The following is a 19,608-nucleotide window of genomic DNA, read 5'->3' on the forward strand; positions in this document are numbered from 1 at the left end:
AAACAAAAGGCAAGCATTAGTCTGGATGCTTGACTTTTGACGAATAGAAATAAAGATCGATAGATTTAGTTCTAATCTTAGATTATTTTGCGTGATGTGGCTCTTTAATCAGCTTACTCAAATCATAACCTTGTTGGCGCGCTGTTTCTAAATAAGACTGATAAGTCGCCTCATCCAAATTTGGTGTCCGAGACAATACCCATAAATATTTATGCGTTGGTCCACCGACTAAAGCTGTCTGATATTCAGGGTCAATACGTAATACCCAATAATCGCCTTTGGTAAATGGAACCCAACGTAAAGCTTTAGGTAAGAAACTGACTTTGAGCTTACTTTTACCTTCATTGGCAGCATAGGCCACGCCTTCAGCACTTTCTATTTCACCTGATTTATTTCGACAACTATTGACTACTTTAATGGTCTGATCTGGATTCAAGGAATATACAGCATTTGTATCACTGGCACATTGGCGCTGGAAAAACATAGGTAAATAGGCAATGGTGTACCATTTTCCACCATATTTATTGACATCAATACTGTCTACTGCTTGAGGTTTAGGTGTGTCGGCATGACTGAGAGATACACACCCTAAAGCAAAAGTCGATACTAGACCCAACGCTAAAATATACTTTTTTTGAATATGCATGATTAAACCTGATGCTTGATTATAATGTCTTTAAAATAATCTATTTTGATCGATATAAAAGCGATAAATATAGAATAACGATATGATTACAACAGAAAATTTATACAAATACACAAATAGTTACCGATTTAATTGCACACTTTTCACAGAAAAAAAGAAGTAGATCTTGGCCAGTTTCTACTTCTTTTTTTGTTTAGGGATGCTTAATTCCCCCGGTAAGTCGAATAGCCATATGGGCTTAATAGCAATGGAATGTGATAGTGCTTTACTGCACCGTCTACATTAAAAATGACAGGAACTTCTGGGAAAAAACTACTTTGATTATGTTGTTTAAACCAATCACCTGTCTTGAAAGTCACACGATAAATACCTTGCTCCAGCTTTTTATTTTCTGAATAAAGCGCAGTAATTCGCCCATTTTCATTGGTCATTTTTTCATTGAGTTTGACCCACTGACCGTTTTTGTTTTCTTCAAGTACCACGCTGACTTTTTCTGAAGGTAAACCCGTTTGCAAATTAAGCACATGTACGCTCAGTGGATTATCAGCAGCCATGACAGATACACTGCTTAAAAGTCCGGCACTTAATATTAATTGTTTTAACATATTTCAACTCCTGTTATTTAAAGGTCATTTTGATGGCTTGTTCAGCACACCAATCATCATTTTTTGAACCACCTGAACCTGCTACTCCAATTGCACCGACTATTTCATCCTGATATTGAATGGGGAAGCCACCTCCCAATAATAAGAGTTCAGGGACAGTGGTCAAATTTTGTGAGTCGACAGATTGTCGTGCATTTTGGCTAAATATAGTGGTTGCAGTTTTGGTTGATAAAGCCGTAAACGCTTTTTTCTGTGCCGCAGTAGCATTGTGTGGGCCGACCGATTCATGTCGTTTCACAATTAAAGGCAGACCAGCACCGTCTAAAACTGCCACAGCCAAATGCTTATGAAACTGATTTTGACATGCCTGTTCTGCATGTTGTGCTAATAACTCAGCCGTCTTTAAATCAAGATTATATTGCTGGGGAAGCTGAATCGTTTGCGCAGCACTCATTTGAGTAATGCTTAAAGCCAGCAGCGACCCTAAAATGATGTGTTTCATTCATCACGCCTCATTTGTCATACAGCTATTTTAGATAAAGCTTGATATATTCAGCATGACAGTTGCATTACAGTCTTGTCATGTTGCAAATAAGTGAGCAATACATGCGTATTCTTATCATCGAAGATGAAGTCAAAATTGCCCATTACTTGGTGCAGGGTTTAAACGAATCCGGTTATCAGGCAGAGTGCGTACATGAGGGTCTGCTCGGTTTGGAACGTCTGAAACAGAACAGTTATCAATTGGTCATTTTAGATGTCATGCTTCCTGATATTGAGGGCTGGACCATTTTAAAAGTACTGCGTCAATTTTCGCAGGTTCCTGTGCTTTTCTTAACGGCTAAAGATCATGTGCTGGATCGGGTTAAAGGTTTAGAACTAGGCGCGGATGACTATTTGGTTAAACCTTTTTCGTATATTGAGCTACTTGCTCGTATCAAAAGTTTATTACGTCGCCACCAACCTGTATCCGAAAATTTATTGCGTCTTGGAGATTTAAGTATGGATCTGATTCAGCATACCGCTTGTCGTGGCGAACAAATGATTGACCTGAGTAAAAAAGAGTTTGAGCTGTTACGTTATTTTATGCAGCATCCCAATGAAATTGTATCGCGTCGACAAATTGCCTCACACGTCTGGAACATTAATTTTGATACCGATACCAATTTTATTGATGTCACCGTTCGACGTTTACGCAGCAAGATTGATGATGATCATGATTTAAAACTGATTCACACCATTCGTGGGCTGGGTTATAAATTTTCTGAACATAACATTTGATAGCACGCTGATGAATGTTCGCTCTTTAGAATTTCGCCTTACAGTGCTGGTTACGCTCCTCTCGACGATTATTTTATGTATCGTTGGATCACTGACCTATTTTGCAATTCATCGCATTTTATTAAATGAGCAAGATCAAGCCTTGGCCAGCCGTATTGAACGTTTAGAAGTTCTATTACAGGACAGTGAAAATATTCAGCAAATTATCCAGCGTCCAAAAATCTATCAAAACATGCTGGGCAATCAGGATAATCTATTTATTTTAAGACATGATCAACAACAACTGATTCATATTAATCCATTACATATCAACATCCCAAAACTTGACTCACAATCTGGAATTCATTTTCTGGATTTGCATGAACAACAACGTTCAACCCGAATTGCATGGAAAAATTTTAATATTCAGGGACAGTCTTATCAACTCATTGCAGGCAAACAATGGTCTGAGCGTCTTAATATTTTGCATCAGTTCCGTCAGGATTTAATTTTATACTTCGGTATTGGACTCCTCATTTTATTTTTAAGTGGTTGGCTGACTTGTCATATCACCTTAACGGGGTTGCGCAAACTTACCCAACAAACTCATCAGATTGATATCGGTTCTTTACGGCAGCGACTGGAGATACAGCCTCACAGTACTGAAATAAGCCAATTATCCTTAGCGATTAATCATATGTTGGCGCGCATAGAAGCTGGTTATGACCAACTCAATCGGTTTTCAGAAAATATTGCGCATGAGTTTCGAACACCACTGAATAACCTGATCGGACAAACCGAGATTTTGCTGTCAGAAACACGTGAGCTTAGCGACTATCAGGATTTGCTAGTCTCGCATCTGGAAGAATATCAACGACTAAAACGCATGATTAACAGTATGTTGTTTTTAGCTAGAGCTGATCAGCAGCATATTCAATTGAAAATTGAAACGATCGATTTAACGGTGTTAATTGAAAATATCGTCAGCTTTTTAGATATCTATGCCAGTGAAAAAAATATAACCCTTCAAACCCAAATCACACAAAATGACCTTACTGCTGACTTTGAACTGTTGCAACAAACGCTGTTTAATTTGATTGAAAATGCGGTATTGCATGGTCAAAATCATTCAAATATTTTAATTAAAACCCAGAGCATTGAAATTGAGCAAAAATCTTACACCCTTTGTTCCGTTTTAACCGAAAATAATTTTATAGATGAAAAACATCTGCCCCATGTATTTGAACGTTTTTATCAGTGTAATACATCCCGTCATAATCAAGGCCGTTCTGGTGGCTTAGGTTTGGCTATTGTTGCGTCTATCGTCGAATTACATGCAGGATTTTACCAAGTAGAAAATACTCAACAGGGTATTCGCTTCAGCGTGTATTTTCCAATTTTAGCGAGCCTATCAGTAAATTCAGAATCATGATAGCAGTTCACCGCAAGGGGATTTATCGTAAAATATGACAGATGCAGTCTAAGATTCATTTTAAACTAAAAAATAAAATGGAGCACAGAGTTCCATTTTGATCAATCTTAGGTGATTTTAGTTGACCAAAAGATTAATCTTCCAAAATACGGCTATGATTTTTTTGATCTTTCTTACGGATAGCCGCCATCACTGATTGCGCCAATATAATGATAAAGATGGTTGCTGTGGAAAGCATGGTAGCTACTTCTTTGGAAAAGTTAGCGATATTCACCATAAATTTTTGCATATAGGTGGTATAGGCTATGCTTAATGAATGGACTCAATCCGGTCTATGTGGCTTCACAGTTGGGTCGTAGTCTGGTGATGCTTATGAAGCGTTATGCGAAGTGGATTGACTCAGTTAAGAACAAACAAGAGATCGCTAAAATTTCGAATAGTGTCAAAATTGTGCCAAAGAAAAAGGGAATCAAACTATATATTTGATCCCCTTTTAAATATTTGGCGGAAGCGGTGAGATTCGAACTCACGGAGGACTCACACCCTCGTCGGTTTTCAAGACCGGTGCATTAAACCGCTCTGCCACGCTTCCATGTGCGTAAGAATACAAAGACACTTCATTTTATTCAAGAAAAATTTTGATGCTCATATTCAATTGGATATTGTTTCATCAACCATCAGAGCTGTGCAGCCAATTCAGCACCCTCTCGAATAGCACGTTTGGCATCTAGTTCAGCCGCAAGCTTTGCCCCACCAATAATATGATAATTTGCAAGTGTCTTTTCATGTTCATTAGGCATGATGTCTTTAATTGATTCTTGTCCTGCACACACTACAATTGTATCGACGCGTAACAGTTGATCATGCCCATTGAGCTCAACCCATAAGCCTTCATCGGTAACTGCTTTATATTGCACACCACGCATCATACGCACTGCGTGTTTTTTCAGCTGTGCACGATGTACCCAACCAGAAGTTTTACCTAAACCAATTCCAAGTGGCGTGGTTTTACGCTGTAAAAGATAAATCTGGCGAATCGGTACTTCAAGTTGCGCAGGTTGTAAACCACCTTCAGTCATATAATCTGGCTGAGGATCAATTCCCCATTCACGCTGCCAATCTGCTAATGGTTGTGGCTGAGGTTGATGGGCAGGTTTCAATAAAAACTCAGACACATCAAAACCAATTCCACCTGCCCCAATCACTGCGACTTTATCGCCTACTGGAGCACCTTTTAAAACTTCTGCATAAGAAAGCACTTGCGGTAAATCACTCCCTTGGATTTTTAACTGACGAGGAATCACGCCTGTTGCCACAATGACTTCATCAAAGCCTTCACGCTCCAATTGCTCACGGTTGACGCGTGTATTTAAACGTAAATCCACTCCAGTTTTTTCAATTTGAACTTTAAAATATCGAATTGTTTCATGGAATTCTTCTTTACCCGGCACCACTTTTGCCAAATTGAATTGACCACCAATTTCAGCGTTTGCTTCAAATAAAGTAACCGTATGTCCACGACTGGCTGCCACAGTTGCCGCAGACATCCCTGCAACGCCACCACCGACAACGGCTATTTTCTTAATCTTTTTGGCTTTCACATAGACTAGTTCTGTTTCATAGGCTGCACGTGGATTAACCAGACAAGTCGCACGTTGATTTTTAAAGGTATGATCCAGACACGCCTGATTACAAGCAATACAAGTATTAATTTCATCAACACGATTGGTCGCCACTTTAGTGACCCAAAAAGCATCAGCTAATAATGGTCGTGCCATTTGCACCATATCAGCCTTACCTGCTGCCAAAATGTCTTCAGCCGTATCTGGCATATTGATACGATTTGATGCAATCACAGGAATCGAAACATGCTGTTTGACATAAGCAGTATAATCGACAAAAGCCGCTCGTGGCACAGAGGTCACAATGGTTGGTACACGTGCTTCGTGCCAACCAATTCCTGTATTTAAAATGGTCACGCCAACTTTTTCCAAAGCCTGCGCAATGGTAATTACCTCATGCATGGTGTTACCGTCATGCACTAAATCCAGCATGGACAAACGAAAGCTAATGATGAATTTTTCACCGACTTTTTCACGAATGGCTTTGACAATCTCAACTGCAAATCGCATGCGATTTTCAACTGTACCGCCCCAACGGTCATCACGTTGATTGACATGACGACTTAAGAATTGATTGAGCAAATAACCTTCAGACCCCATAATTTCTACGCCATCATAGCCGGCCTTTTTGGCAAGACTGGCGCAACGGGCATAATCTTCGATGGTCTCCAAAATATTGCTTTCCGACATTTGGCGCGGTTTAAACGGCGAAATAGGTGATTTAATGGGACTCGCAGATACCACAAAAGGCTGATAGCCATAACGACCGGCATGCAGAATTTGCATCAAAATCTTACCACCATGTTTATGCACGGCATGAGTGACTAGACGATGATGCGGAATATCAGCCAATGAATTCATGGTTCCACCCGCAGGTAAAAGCCATCCTTGACGATTGGGTGAGATGCCTCCAGTAATAATCAACCCCACACCGCCTTTTGCACGCTCGCCAAAATAAGCCGCTAATTTTGGATAATTATAAAAACGGTCTTCTAAGCCTGTGTGCATCGACCCCATAACAACACGATTTTTTATAGTGGTAAAACCCAAATGTAATGGTTTTAAAATATTTGCATAGCTAGTCATAGGGAATCCTTATCGAATTTGGCGGTGCAACTTGTTGCATACTACTTTAGCGTTTTTTTTTGAATTTTGGATGACTGAATTGAATGGCTATTGAGGCAAAAACGCCAATCCATCATTTCAAGTATTACAAAAAATAATTTAGTTCAAATATTTCAAAGACATGCAGTTGATTAAATCGAAGATTTATATTTTAATTTATCTTTATTTTACAAAAAAACTCTACTTATTCTGTTATTGCCCACACTCCGTTATTGCTCCGATAGAACATGCTATAAAATGATCTATCGAAGCTTTAGAACAACATCTAGTCAAGATGTTTAGAACAATAGGTTAAATCTGAATTTTTTGCTTTTAGCTTTAAGGAACTCATCACAATTCCTGAACAGATCAATGCAGCCCCTATCAAAATATTCATGGTGAGTGGTTCATGCCAAATGAATGCACCAAAACATAAACTCAAAACAGGAATACACATAATTGAAATAGATGCGATAAAGGTATCGATCTGACTCACAATCCAGTTCCAGAGCGCAAAGGCAAAACCAGTTCCAACAACCGCGATATACAAGAGCAATGACTGATTTAAAGGATTCTTCCAGACCGTCAGATCTACAGGTTCGAATATTAAAGCACCGATCAAAATCGCAATTCCACCAATCAACAGTTGCCAGATCGTCAGTTTAACTTTGTCATAGTTTGCAAAATTTCTTTTAATATAAATCGTTGACAATGCCCAGAAAAAACCAGATCCAATCAAAAGTAATTCCCCTGCCAAAGACAAATTCCAGCTCAAATGCAACAGTTGTGGCCAAAGAATGGCAATTAGTCCTAATGTACCTAAAATTAAACCTAATATCTTTTGTCGGTTTAGACGTTCATGTAACACATAGTGCGCCAAAACACCAATAAAAATAGGCATGGTAAATACCAACACCGCAGACAAGCCAGAGTCTACAAATTGCATGGCAAAGATTTGCGTTGCGTAGAAACCCAGGCATACCATTGCACTTAAAATGACCAAAGGTTTCCATTCGCTAGGTTTAGGCAAAATGGTTTTTTTCAAAATCAACTGAAGTAGCATTAAAGTCACAGCAGCCAAAATCAGACGTAGCGAGGTAAATAAAAAAGGCGGAAAAACCTGCAAACTATGTTTGACCAGCCCCCACAAAGAACCCCACACCAAACAGAGCAAGCTAATAGCACTGACAACACGAATATTCACGGGTCTTACTCTTAAAACGATAAGGTCTCAATAGTGTATAAAATAAATGACATCATGAATAATGTTATGTTTTAATAGATCCATCATTTTTTTTAATGTCTTTTTCAGATCAACATTTCATTTTTAGAATAATGGGATCGACCTGAATATTGAGGTTTTGCCGTGAATATTGATATGAGTGATATCCGATCGTTTGTCACTGTGGCTGAGCTGAAAAGTATCAGCGCGGCAGCGCATAAGCTCAATTATTTACAGTCCAACATGACCGCCAAGATCAAAAAGATTGAAAATCACTACAAGCGCCAACTTTTTATACGCAAACCCAAAGGCGTTGAGCTGACTGAATCAGGCATGAACTTGTATAGCCAATACAAAAAAATGATGTTCACTTGGGAAGAAACTGAACATAAAATTTATCAAGAGGAAAACTATTTACGTTTTGGCACCAATACCAGTTTAGGCGGTATGCGTTTTTATCCCTCATTTAGCCAACTTTATACAGCTTATCCCGACTTGTCCATCACCATGAAAACTGGGGCAACAGGTTTTATTGAAGATGAAATTTTAGCTGGAAATCTTGATATTGCTTATGTTCTGGGTCATCCTAAACATAAAAATCTTCAATATATTCATAAAGCTGAAGACCAATTGGTGATCATTGGTAAAAATATGATTAATCATGACCATTTTCATGAATGTTTGCATCAACAAAATATTTTATTGGCATCTGAAGCATGTTGTTATGCCACGACACTCGATCAGATTTATGCAGATTACCAACTTAGTAAAGGTGAGCTGACCTATATTCATGATCATGAGGCTCTGATTCATTTCACTCAACTAGGTATGGGCGTGTCCATGATTGCAAAATCACTCATTCAAAAATTTAATATTGAATATTATCGGGAAATTCCTGAGCAATATCGCAACATTGGTCTTTATCTTATTGCACGAAATGACCATGTATTTACTGCAATCGAAAAACAATTTATTGGATTAAATGATTCACTTGAACGAAGTTAACATTGTAGCTCATTGAGATCACAAGGTTTTACCTCCTGAAATCGATTCAATTTAAATGAAGTATTGGAACCTGCCAAATCCATCCATACAGATTTAGTGTTTTTCGGTACGGATATTCAACCATCACGAAAAATAAAATAAAAAAAGTGCTACAATATCTGCCATTCTGAATTCTCAAGACCATCACTTCAGGTCTTTTTACAAATGTTAGTTAGGATTAGCAATGACTGATAACGCAACCATTTTGCAGCATGTACCAGTAGGCAAAAAAGTGGGTATTGCCTTCTCTGGTGGTCTGGATACTTCAGCAGCTTTATTGTGGATGAAACAAAAAGGCGCAGAACCTTATGCATATACTGCAAATCTGGGTCAGCCTGACGAAGATGACTACGATGCCATTCCAAAGAAAGCTGAACAATATGGCGCGGTCAAAGCCCGTCTGATTGACTGCCGTTTACAACTGGCTTTAGAGGGGATCGCAGCAATCCAATGTGGCGCGTTTCATATCAGTACTGGCGGTGTTCCATATTTCAACACCACTCCACTGGGCCGCGCGGTGACTGGAACCATGCTCGTCACTGCCATGAAAGAAGATGATGTCAATATCTGGGGTGATGGTTCAACCTATAAAGGCAATGATATTGAGCGTTTTTATCGTTACGGTTTGCTGACCAATCCAAGCTTAAAAATCTATAAACCATGGTTAGACCAAACGTTTATTGATGAGTTAGGCGGTCGTGCTGAAATGTCTCAGTTCCTGATCGATAATGGCTTTGACTATAAAATGTCAAAAGAAAAAGCCTACTCAACTGACTCAAATATGCTCGGTGCAACGCACGAAGCCAAAGATCTTGAATATCTGGATGCGGGTATCAAAATTGTTGATCCAATTATGGGTGTGGCATTCTGGAAAGATGATGTTGAAATTCAACCAGAACAAGTGAGCATTACTTTTGAAGAAGGTATGCCTGTCGCGCTCAATGGTCAACGTATTGAAGATGCTGTTGAGTTTATTTTAGAAGCCAATCGTATCGGTGGTCGTCATGGTCTAGGCATGTCAGATCAAATTGAAAACCGTATCATTGAAGCGAAATCTCGTGGTATTTATGAAGCACCAGGCATGGCATTGCTACACATTGCCTATGAACGCTTGGTGACAGGTATCCACAATGAAGATACGATTGAACAATACCGCATCAACGGATTACGTTTAGGTCGTTTACTTTATCAAGGTCGCTGGTTCGATTCACAAGCGCTTATGCTGCGTGAAACTGCGCAACGTTGGGTCGCCAAAGCCATTACGGGTACTGTGACTTTAGAACTGCGTCGTGGTAATGACTACACCATCATGAATACTGAATCTCCAAATCTCACATATGAAGCAGAGCGTTTGACGATGGAGAAAGGTGATTCAATGTTTACACCGATGGATCGTATTGGTCAGTTGACCATGCGTAATCTGGACATTACCGATACTCGTGCAAAACTTGGGATTTACACCAATACCGGTTTGCTGTCTATTGGTCAGGGTTCAGCAGTTCCACAGTTGGAAACTAAAAAATAATTTTGTTTTTAAATAACAAAGCTCATTGAACTACTCAATGAGCCAATAAAAAAGAGAGATTCAATTGAACCTCTCTTTTTTTATTTCTAGGTCACTTATGATCGACGGCGATAAAGCACTAATCCAGCCAATCCTAATATTGTAAAAATACCTAAACTCCCCCCGCCACTACTACTTTGGTTATTAGGTGTCGATTCAGAATTTTTTAATGTGACGGTCGCTTCAGGCGATTTCGCTCCATCAGCATCGTAAATTAAATAGCTGAATTTGTAGTCAAAGACGTTGAAATTATTTTTAACCTGTACGGTGAGTTTACCGCCATAACAAGTTTCTTTCTGATCTGGATATGGACAAGCACCAGTGCGTTCAGGTGTTACGGTAATCCCAGAAGGAACAGTGGTTAATCGAATCGGTAATTCAACCCCTTCTGAATCTTGATAAAAAGCAGGTTTATTCGGTTTATTAACCAATGTTGAGACTGAACCATCCCCATCATCAGAATCATTTTCCAGCAAATTAACTGAAATTTTTTGATCAGTGCCATATTGAATGTTATAGCTATCCGCTTTGGCAATTGGTGGTATATTGACAAAGTTCACCTGCATAAGACCTGAAGATTTTTTATCAGTATTTTTTAAGGTCAACGTATATTGACAGAAATTGTATTCTCCCGCTTGGGTAATCCCATCATCTATACGGTATGCCACAATTCGTTTTAGATTGGCATCCCATTTACAGATCAAATGGTCATCAGGTTTGGCTTCGAGTCTAGTATCATCGCCACTACCGGTAATTACACCCACCCCACGTGGAATCACAGTCACATCATAGTTATCTGCGGTTAAATGTTGGATCTGACGACTACCATCAATCGATACCACTTCATCTGGTAAACTAAATTTAAATGGATCGACATAAACTGCGCGATAGTTTTGATTCGCCTTGGTATAGGTAATCAAATCCTCATATTCCTTAATGCGCTTATTATAATATGGCAAGAAATCAGGATTGGTGCTGGTATTTGCGACTTGCTCTTTAAAGAAATCTAATTCTGTTTGATAACTATCTAATAAGGTCACCAACGAAGTATTGACTATTCCATTAATATCACCTGCGGTTAAACGCATGATTTCAGTCGAGCCAATATCACAGCTATTGCGTACAGTGGGCTCTAACACCAGCGTACCATCAGTAATACGATTAATGCCGCGCTGATCTTGTGTGCTACAACCATCTGCGTTTACATCAACTAAATCTGTTTCCGATTTATTATCTTTCGGGAAATAAACTGGTAAAAAACCCGTATATTCTGTAGGTGTTTGTAAATTGCTGAGCAACTCAGCTCGGTTATTGCTGCTTATATTAATATTGGTGTGTTGCTCAGGTAATACTTCACTCGCAACATCACACTGACTTTGACTTCCCTCAGTCAAACTTAAAGCATTATAAGCTAAACCGACCCCTGTATTTTTTTGATCCTTTGCGTCACCCAATAAATAACGACATGAGCGATTACTATTAAATGCTAATACATTAAATGCCAAGACTTTGACACCAATTTTGTCATATAAAAAGGTACTAAATGCATTATTTTCAACAATGGTATTACTGACCATCTCTAAGCTACTGGATGTACTGAGCTTATTAACATCCGTATTTACTCGACTATCACCCGTAAATTTCAAAACACTACCGTCATTCGGATTGGTAATATTTTGAGCAATGGTGTTGGCAGTTAAGGTTGCTGTAGGTTCACCGCAAAACTCAAATGTACTTTTGCTTGAATTGGAACCATTTCCAATAAAGCTATTATTGTTAAAAGTTAATGTACGTTTGGTATAGACCAAATTATCCAAGCAACTCATCGCAAGAACATCACCCAGCACGGGTAAATTGCCATTAACTGTAGAGTTGCCCTGATAAATACCCCCAGTCAGCGTTAATGATGAATTATCCCCTTCCAGATAAATAGCTCCACCCTGATTCGCAGTAGAATTTAGAATAGAGACCCCTGTCAATGTGGTGGCAGCACCCAAATATAACGCACCACCGCGGTCATTACTTTTACCATTTTGAAAGCGAACATTACTCACCACAATACTAGATTTACTATTGCTGGTATTAATGAGACGTGTCTTATTTTGACCATCAATAATGGTTTTTAATGCGGTTTTAGCCGGATAATCATTGGTAATTACATCAACTTTACTATAATCCTGCGGGATTTTCCCCATAATTGAAATGGAGGATTTTGGCACCAGTTCAGTATTGAGCTTGTAAGTTCCTTCTTCTAATTGAATATAATCCTGAGCAGAAGGCGCAGTGTTACCCGCAGCACACCCTCCATAAGATCGATTCAATTCAGCAGCTTTTACAGCCATACGAAGCGAGCATTTATTACTACTTTGATCATCAATATCATCAGAAGTATTCACATAAATGGTTTTATCTTCTGCTGCCATCAATGACATCCCAGATAACACCATGATTGTCAGTAGTCCTTTTTTATAATTTTTCATGACCTATTCCTTGTCTTTATCTCGCGTAACGTCTTAAACCGATGAGTCCCAATAATGCAATCAATATTCCAAGCCCAAAGCTTCCGCCACTGACTTTAACTTTCTTGTCTTTGAAGTCATTTGGTGGGTCTTGTACAATTTTTGCTGGAATTTCAATATAACGATTCCCTACTGAATCACTGAATCGGGTAATCGTGGTCATCACCTGAATTTTAAACTCATCGGAACCATGCCAGTTTCCGTTTGGCACATAAGTCACATTACCCTCCTGATCCAGTGTTAGCGAACCTTTGGATGGCGTATTGGTTTGTACAATTTGCAAACAACCTGCTTGCCATGCCTGACCATCGGCTCTTTTACCAAGTAATGTTTCACATTGGCTGGCTGGGAGTAATTCACCATCTGCCAATTGATCTGCAATTGAAAATTTCGCAGTTTCTCCATATAAAATATCTTGTCCGACTGGAGTAATTGAATCGGCATCAATCACCAATTCGATTGCACCTAAGTCACACAACTCTTTGGTACTTCTTGTTTTGCCACGCTGGTCAGATGCTTCACAGCTTGAAAGACTGGTGACATTAGTACCATCACTGAGCACACGACCACGGTTGATAATCAGTGAATCAGATAATGTTTGATAAGACATGAGCAGACGTGGCTTAAAAAAGCCCAAAAATTGCTTTTCAGGGGTGTAATAAGGACACAATAATCCATCCGCTGGAGCAGCGTCACACTTGCCTTCAAGGCTTCCTGCTAATAACTTATTATTCCCAACGTTCACATTCGGATCAGTGGTACTGCCTTGACCACAATCTGCTGTACTGGTATTGGTCAGGTTATTGATCAAATTGGTTTTATCATCTGGCGCAAATGTACAGTTATTGCTTCCATTTTCAACAATAATACTATTTGAGACATAAGCATTGCCTTTAGGGCCTTGCAAATAAAGACCATCATTATTTCTGATCATGGTGATATTATTAATAATCATGCCATCTCGAACGTTGGCAATATAACCCGTATTATTAAAGATCGTGCTGTTTTTTAAACCATACGAACGTGAACTGGCATTTCCACTGGTCGACTCATCATCAAAAGCAATGGCTGAATACAGTAACGTCGGAGTGATATTGCCGGTTGCTTTATTATGACGAATCACGGTTTGGTAAAAATTGAAACGTGGCAATTCACTATAAATTACAGCACCTTGTACCGCATTATTATTTTGAAAAATCACATTTTGTGCAGCTACATAACCCGCAGTTTTATCTGTAGATACACCCTCATTATAAATTGCACCACCATTTACAGTCGCATGACCATTTTTTAAATTCACATACTGTAAAGCCAACTGTTCTCTATTAAAAATCAATCCACCATTATTAATTGTACTATTTGGATTTCCTTCTAAATTTACTTCTATAAGTGAAACCTGATATTGTGCATTTTCACTATTATCATCATATACATAGAATATACGGTCATTGCCGACCATTTTAATCGTGGCATTATTTACACCATATTGATTTTCACCAATTCCAGTGTCATAGGTCGTTTTGAGTTGAAGACTTTTCTGAATTTTAATTTGACTATTTAATTCATAGGTTTTTTGTTTTTCCAAAAGCACAACCGCAGTGGAATCTTTACCCCCACAGCCATTATAGCCTGCTTCTGGCATTCCCTGATTAATATACTCAATTGCTTCACGCAAAGAACAGAGAGTGTCCTGCTTAACTTCGTCAGCTGTTGTGTTTACAATAATCTCACCTGCACAATATGCATGGCCAGAAATACACAATAGCCCAACGCCTATACCCCGCTTGAGCATACCTTTCTCCTTCATTCCCATTTTCATTATTTTTTTAAAGTCGCCAATTCCTAGCAACTTATTACTTAATTTGCGTACTTTCGCATAGCTTGAGTAATTACTCAAGATTTTTCACGTGACTAGCGATACTCATCAATTAAGGCATAAATTTGTCTTAATGTGGCATTGGAAAGTCTAGTTTTCTCACCTTTAAGTAATTTTTCAAGTTGTGCCAGCGTTTGTAATAGTAAAGAGGCTTGATGCGGTCCATGCAATAGCAAATATTCAATTATTTGCGGATCAAAATGCAAACCGCGACGTGACATGGTCGATAATACCAGTGCCTCCCGATCTGCATATAGACTTCCGTTTGGAACCTTCACACTGACCGCTTGTGTCAGACGCGATTGTAAATCAGGAAGTTCAAGTTTAAGTTCTATAGGAGCTACACGGGATGAAAAAACCAGTTGTCCACCGACTTCATTGTTATAATTAATCAGATGAAAAACTGCACGTTGCCAGTGTGGAACACCACTAATGGCTTCAATATCATCCAGAGCCACCAAATCATATCGTTCAAGTGAAGTGATGGCTTCTATGGGTGCATCCAGTAATTCAAGTAATGACACCTTGATTGCAGATTTTCCAATTTCCAGATACGAGTCGCAGATAGCAGAAAGCAGATGGCTTTTACCTGAACCTGCCCCACCATAAATATAAAAACGATTGACTAATCCTGCATGCAACTGACGAACAGCATCAACAACATGTCCCCAACCCGGTCCAGAAAAATCGCTGATTCTGGCATCAAGTTGAGGTTCAATATTCAATTGTAGTTGACGCATGCTATGTCATAAACCTCTTTATCAGCCTCGCGGTTCATTGGGGGGAGATTTGTATGTAGAATCATTTGATACATCAGTATCTTGCGGCTTTTTGACTTCAATATCAAGATCAACATTTTCAGTTTCGACACTAATGTGTTGACCATCTCCACCATCCACAACGACTGTACGTGCGCCATACATCCGACTATGTTCATAGGCTTCACGCACATGGCGAAGCAATACCACTATGACCGCAGCGACAGGTAATGCAATTAACATTCCCAGAAAACCCGCCAATTGTGCACCTGCAAGTACGGCAAAGACCACTGCAACTGGTGATAAACCAATTTTATCACCCAATAAAAACGGTTGAAGAATATAGCCCTCTACCGCCTGTCCAATCATAAAGACAACACCCACCAGCACCAATTGCATCCAGTCCACTCCAAACTGGAATAAGGTTGCAATTATGGCTGCAATAATCCCCACCGCAAAACCCAGATAAGGGATAATACTGGCAAGTCCTGCGACCATTCCAATAATTAAGCCAACTTCAAGGCCAATCAGTTGCAGACCAACAGCATAGACAATGCCCAGTAACAACATGACTAAAAATTGACCTTTTACGAATGCACCCAGAACACTGTGACATTCCCTCACGATACGCATGGTACTGGCTTCATAAGGTCTAGGAATCAGCCGATGCAAGCTCTGCAACATTCTCTCCCAGTCTAGCAAGAAGTAAAATGCAATCACGGGAATCAATACTATCGTGCCGCCAATCTGGATAAAATTCAGACCTGATTGTGCAAGACGCAGTGCCATGGTTTGAATGCTATCCGCACTATAATTGGTCTGGATATATTGCATGACCACTGTTGATATCTGATCGGTATCAATTTCCATGCGTTCGACATTAAAGGTATTGGAAACCCACGGTAAAAAGGTGGCATTCACCCAATGTATACCAGCAGGAATACTGTCTCTAGCATACATCAACTGTTGCCAAACCAAAGGAACAAGAAACCACATGGCCCAGACCAGCAACACACCAATCCCTATAAATACGATTGAAATAGACAACCAGCGCGGCAAACCAATTTTGGTCAGTTTCTCGACCAGTGGGCTAAACAGGTATGCAATTAGAAATGCACCAATAAATGGAATCACAACAGGCTTGAGTAAATACAAAACCCAAAGTAAAAGTGCTATACCTGCTAAAATAAAAATACGACGTAGCGTACGATCTTGCATAAAATCTAGCCTTTTTCTAATGTATTCGTTTATAGATGTAAAAATATTTTATTAAAGATAGCATTTTCAAGCATAAATAACATAAGAGTTTCGTATATTCAGGTTATAATCTGCCGCCAATGCGGAGACTTCACTATGAGCAACTCAACTTCTAACCCTAACACTGGTTTAAGCTATAAAGATGCGGGTGTCGACATTGAAGCGGGCGACGCACTGGTCGATCGTATCAAGTCGGTAGCTAAACGTACTACTCGTCCAGAAGTCATGGGCGGTCTAGGTGGCTTTGGCGCACTTTGTAAAATTCCAAAAGGCTATGAAGAGCCTGTATTAGTGTCTGGCACAGATGGCGTTGGAACAAAATTGCGTTTGGCCCTGAATTTAAACCGTCACGATACGATTGGGCAAGATTTGGTTGCCATGTGTGTGAATGATCTTCTGGTCTGTGGTGCAGAACCTTTATTTTTTCTCGACTATTATGCAACAGGTCATTTAAATGTTGACGTTGCAGCCAATGTGGTTACAGGTATTGGTAAAGGCTGTGAACTAGCTGGTTGTGCCCTTGTCGGGGGTGAAACTGCTGAAATGCCAGGCATGTATGAAGGTGAAGATTACGACTTGGCTGGATTTGCAGTGGGTGTGGTTGAGCAAAGCAAAATTATTGATGGTTCTAAAGTAAAAGCGGGTGACGTTTTAATTGGTGTGGCATCAAGTGGTGCACATTCAAATGGTTATTCCTTATTACGTAAAATTCTTGATGTAAAAAATGTAGATTTAACTCAACAGATTGATGGTCGTTCATTGGCAGATGTGGCAATGGAACCAACGCGTATCTACGTTAAACCTGTACTTGAACTATGCAAACAAGTCGATGTGCATGCAATGGCTCACATTACTGGCGGTGGTTTACCGGGTAACTTGCCACGTGTTCTACCAAACGGCGCACAAGCGGTCATTGATGAAGCATCTTGGGAATGGCCAGAATTATTCAAACTTTTACAACGCGAAGGTGGTGTAGAGCAGTTTGAAATGTATCGTACATTCAACTGTGGCGTAGGTATGGTGATTGCCGTTGATGCTACTGATGCAGACAAAACCATTGATGTGCTGAATTCACAAGGTGAAAAAGCATGGAAAATTGGTCATATTCAGGACAACGCTGAATCAGTTGAAGGTGCTGACGAAAAAATTCGTGTGATTTTTGCACAATGAAAATTGCGGTACTGGTTTCAGGAAATGGCAGTAATTTACAAGCCTTGATTGATGCACAACTTGCTCAACATTGTTCTGGCACAATTGTCGGTGTCATTTCCAACAAAGCAGATGCATTTGCATTGCAACGGGCCAAACAGGCCAATATTGAAACCCAAGTGATTGAGCATAAAGTCTATCCGACCCGTGAAGTGTTTGATGATGCCATGCATCAACAGCTTTTAGAATGGGAAGTAGAACTGGTGGTGCTTGCGGGTTTTATGCGCATCCTGAGTGAAAAGTTTGTACGTGCGTGGGAAGGGAAAATGATTAATATCCATCCTTCCCTGTTACCTTTGTATAAAGGGATGCATACGCATCAACGTGTACTCAATACTGGTGATGTCTTTCACGGTTGCACCGTTCATTACGTGACTGCTGAATTAGATGCAGGTCCTGCATTATTGCAAGGCGTACTTCAAGTTCATCAACACGATAATGTAGAAACGCTGGCAAAACGTGTGCATGAACTCGAACATGTCATATATCCGCAAGTGGTAGAATGGATTTGTAATCAAACTATTCAGCATCAGGCAGGGCAAGCTTTTTATAAAGGGCAACCTCTGCTTAAGCCTTTACAGCTTTGTCAAATGTAAAGCCTTTCTATTGATTAGACATAATTTTGCTCATAAATAAAAAAAGCGCGTAAATTACGCGCTTTTTTACCATGATTATGCCTACTACTCTTTAATGAGTTTTTTGACCTGTTCTGAAGTTTCCAATGGATATTCCAATGGAAACATATGACCGCCTTTGACCACAGTATAAGGAATACCTAGCGTTTTCTTGGCCTTTTGTGGAAAACCACGTTTCAGAAAATCACTCCGCTCACCAACAACCAGATGTACAGGCACGGTTGGCGCATGACGTGGCGTTAACCACCACCAAGATGGATTTTGCTGAAAAATTTCGACTTCATCAGCTTTGGGAATAGTTAATGTCACACCACCACGGGCAGGATCAGCCGTCAAAGCATAATCGATATATGCCTGAAAACATTCTGGATCAAAATGTTGATAAAATCCTTTTGGACGTAAAAGTTCAGCAGCTTGTTCTCTGGATTCCCAATGATCACGGCGACGTGAAGATAATCCCGCAGGGGTCATTTGATCCACTTTCTTTGGACTGAGTAATTTTGCCATATGAAAAGCAAATGAATATTTACCCAAAATTAAAGGTGGATCCAGCATAATCACTTGTGAGAATAACTCAGGACGTTGATAGGCCGCCATCAAGGTTAAAACTGAACCCAGCGAATGCCCCAAACCAATGACTTTACGACCTTGCGCCTGCTGCACAATACTGTCTACAATTTGATCCACCAGATGTGGCCAATGATTGGTAATTGGATAACGTTTATCCGGACCAATTAAGGGCACATTAATGATGTCATAGTCATCTTGCAATGCATCAAATAATTTTTGATAGACTTTGGAAGGCACGCCATTGGCGTGCGCAAAGTGAATTAAAGGTTTATCAGATCTCATATT

The 19,608-nt window shown here is 39.6% G+C and carries 17 protein-coding genes, 1 tRNA gene and 1 pseudogene; 7 read left to right on the top strand and 12 right to left on the bottom strand.

The features are described from left to right. Positions 1-82: 82 nt before the first annotated feature. The 3 genes from E0D95_RS00885 to E0D95_RS00895 form a co-directional block, all read right to left on the bottom strand. The gene (locus E0D95_RS00885) at positions 83-646 is read right to left on the bottom strand and encodes a lipocalin family protein (protein ID WP_130802110.1); all 564 of its coding nucleotides are present in this window, start codon (positions 644-646) and stop codon (positions 83-85) included. A gap of 203 nt (positions 647-849) precedes the next feature. Beyond that, positions 850-1,251, bottom strand: coding sequence for a hydroxyisourate hydrolase (gene uraH, locus E0D95_RS00890; RefSeq protein ID WP_130802111.1), 402 nt, complete (start codon positions 1,249-1,251; stop codon positions 850-852). A 13-nt stretch (positions 1,252-1,264) separates the two neighbouring features. Then, complete coding sequence (locus E0D95_RS00895) at positions 1,265-1,753, bottom strand: GlcG/HbpS family heme-binding protein (RefSeq protein ID WP_130802112.1); 489 nt, start codon at positions 1,751-1,753, stop codon at positions 1,265-1,267. A 104-nt stretch (positions 1,754-1,857) separates the two neighbouring features. Between E0D95_RS00895 and E0D95_RS00900 the strand changes: the two genes are divergently transcribed. Together E0D95_RS00900 and E0D95_RS00905 are read left to right on the top strand one after the other, a co-directional pair. After that, a complete protein-coding gene (locus tag E0D95_RS00900) occupies positions 1,858-2,532 on the top strand; it encodes a heavy metal response regulator transcription factor (protein ID WP_130802113.1) in 675 nt (224 codons plus the stop codon). Positions 2,533-2,542: 10 nt separating this feature from the next. Beyond that, positions 2,543-3,943 carry a heavy metal sensor histidine kinase gene (locus E0D95_RS00905; protein ID WP_130802114.1) on the top strand — a complete coding sequence of 467 codons (1,401 nt, stop codon included), beginning with the start codon at positions 2,543-2,545 and terminating at the stop codon, positions 3,941-3,943. A gap of 133 nt (positions 3,944-4,076) precedes the next feature. Here E0D95_RS00905 and E0D95_RS15630 read toward each other — a convergent pair whose 3' ends face one another. Next, entirely contained in the window at positions 4,077-4,220 is a 144-nt protein-coding gene (locus E0D95_RS15630) for a hypothetical protein (RefSeq protein ID WP_165443222.1), read from the bottom strand. Between the two features lie 26 nt (positions 4,221-4,246). On the opposite strand from E0D95_RS15630, the pseudogene E0D95_RS00910 reads away from it, so the two are divergent. Continuing rightward, positions 4,247-4,429: pseudogene (locus E0D95_RS00910) on the top strand (tyrosine-type recombinase/integrase); the annotation flags it as partial. A gap of 16 nt (positions 4,430-4,445) precedes the next feature. Here E0D95_RS00910 and E0D95_RS00915 read toward each other — a convergent pair. The 3 genes from E0D95_RS00915 to E0D95_RS00925 all read right to left on the bottom strand — a co-directional run bounded on the left by E0D95_RS00915 (position 4,446) and on the right by E0D95_RS00925 (position 7,873). Beyond that, positions 4,446-4,535, bottom strand: a tRNA-Ser gene (locus tag E0D95_RS00915). A gap of 85 nt (positions 4,536-4,620) precedes the next feature. Further along, the gene (locus tag E0D95_RS00920) at positions 4,621-6,651 is read right to left on the bottom strand and encodes an NADPH-dependent 2,4-dienoyl-CoA reductase (RefSeq protein WP_130802115.1); all 2,031 of its coding nucleotides are present in this window, start codon (positions 6,649-6,651) and stop codon (positions 4,621-4,623) included. A 304-nt stretch (positions 6,652-6,955) separates the two neighbouring features. Then, positions 6,956-7,873, bottom strand: coding sequence for a DMT family transporter (locus E0D95_RS00925; protein WP_130802116.1), 918 nt, complete (start codon positions 7,871-7,873; stop codon positions 6,956-6,958). 162 nt (positions 7,874-8,035) lie between these two features. Between E0D95_RS00925 and E0D95_RS00930 the strand changes: the two genes are divergently transcribed. Continuing rightward, complete coding sequence (locus E0D95_RS00930; protein ID WP_130802117.1) at positions 8,036-8,896, top strand: LysR family transcriptional regulator; 861 nt, start codon at positions 8,036-8,038, stop codon at positions 8,894-8,896. A gap of 223 nt (positions 8,897-9,119) precedes the next feature. Beyond that, positions 9,120-10,460, top strand: coding sequence for an argininosuccinate synthase (argG, locus tag E0D95_RS00935; protein WP_130802118.1), 1,341 nt, complete (start codon positions 9,120-9,122; stop codon positions 10,458-10,460). A 95-nt stretch (positions 10,461-10,555) separates the two neighbouring features. Here the strand turns inward: argG and E0D95_RS00940 are convergent, their stop codons facing one another. From E0D95_RS00940 to cxpE, 4 genes are all read right to left on the bottom strand, one after another. Next, positions 10,556-12,979 (bottom strand): CSLREA domain-containing protein, encoded by a 2,424-nt coding sequence (locus E0D95_RS00940; RefSeq protein WP_130802119.1) that lies wholly within the window; start codon positions 12,977-12,979, stop codon positions 10,556-10,558. A 16-nt stretch (positions 12,980-12,995) separates the two neighbouring features. Beyond that, positions 12,996-14,810 carry a rhombotarget A gene (rbtA, locus tag E0D95_RS00945; protein ID WP_130802120.1) on the bottom strand — a complete coding sequence of 605 codons (1,815 nt, stop codon included), beginning with the start codon at positions 14,808-14,810 and terminating at the stop codon, positions 12,996-12,998. A gap of 119 nt (positions 14,811-14,929) precedes the next feature. Next, the gene (gene hda / locus E0D95_RS00950; RefSeq protein WP_130802121.1) at positions 14,930-15,634 is read right to left on the bottom strand and encodes a DnaA regulatory inactivator Hda; all 705 of its coding nucleotides are present in this window, start codon (positions 15,632-15,634) and stop codon (positions 14,930-14,932) included. 21 nt (positions 15,635-15,655) lie between these two features. After that, the gene (gene cxpE, locus E0D95_RS00955) at positions 15,656-16,870 is read right to left on the bottom strand and encodes a chloramphenicol efflux transporter CxpE (protein WP_130802122.1); all 1,215 of its coding nucleotides are present in this window, start codon (positions 16,868-16,870) and stop codon (positions 15,656-15,658) included. A gap of 135 nt (positions 16,871-17,005) precedes the next feature. Between cxpE and purM the strand changes: the two genes are divergently transcribed. After that, entirely contained in the window at positions 17,006-18,079 is a 1,074-nt protein-coding gene (gene purM, locus E0D95_RS00960; protein WP_130802123.1) for a phosphoribosylformylglycinamidine cyclo-ligase, read from the top strand. After that, positions 18,076-18,714, top strand: coding sequence for a phosphoribosylglycinamide formyltransferase (purN, locus tag E0D95_RS00965; protein ID WP_130802124.1), 639 nt, complete (start codon positions 18,076-18,078; stop codon positions 18,712-18,714). The genes purM and purN overlap by 4 nt, the downstream gene beginning before the upstream one ends. A gap of 84 nt (positions 18,715-18,798) precedes the next feature. Here the strand turns inward: purN and E0D95_RS00970 are convergent, their stop codons facing one another. After that, positions 18,799-19,605 carry an alpha/beta fold hydrolase gene (locus E0D95_RS00970; protein WP_130802125.1) on the bottom strand — a complete coding sequence of 269 codons (807 nt, stop codon included), beginning with the start codon at positions 19,603-19,605 and terminating at the stop codon, positions 18,799-18,801. Between the last annotated feature and the right edge of the window lie 3 nt (positions 19,606-19,608).

Source organism: Acinetobacter ihumii, from assembly GCF_900625095.1.
In the GTDB taxonomy this organism is placed as follows: domain Bacteria; phylum Pseudomonadota; class Gammaproteobacteria; order Pseudomonadales; family Moraxellaceae; genus Acinetobacter; species Acinetobacter ihumii.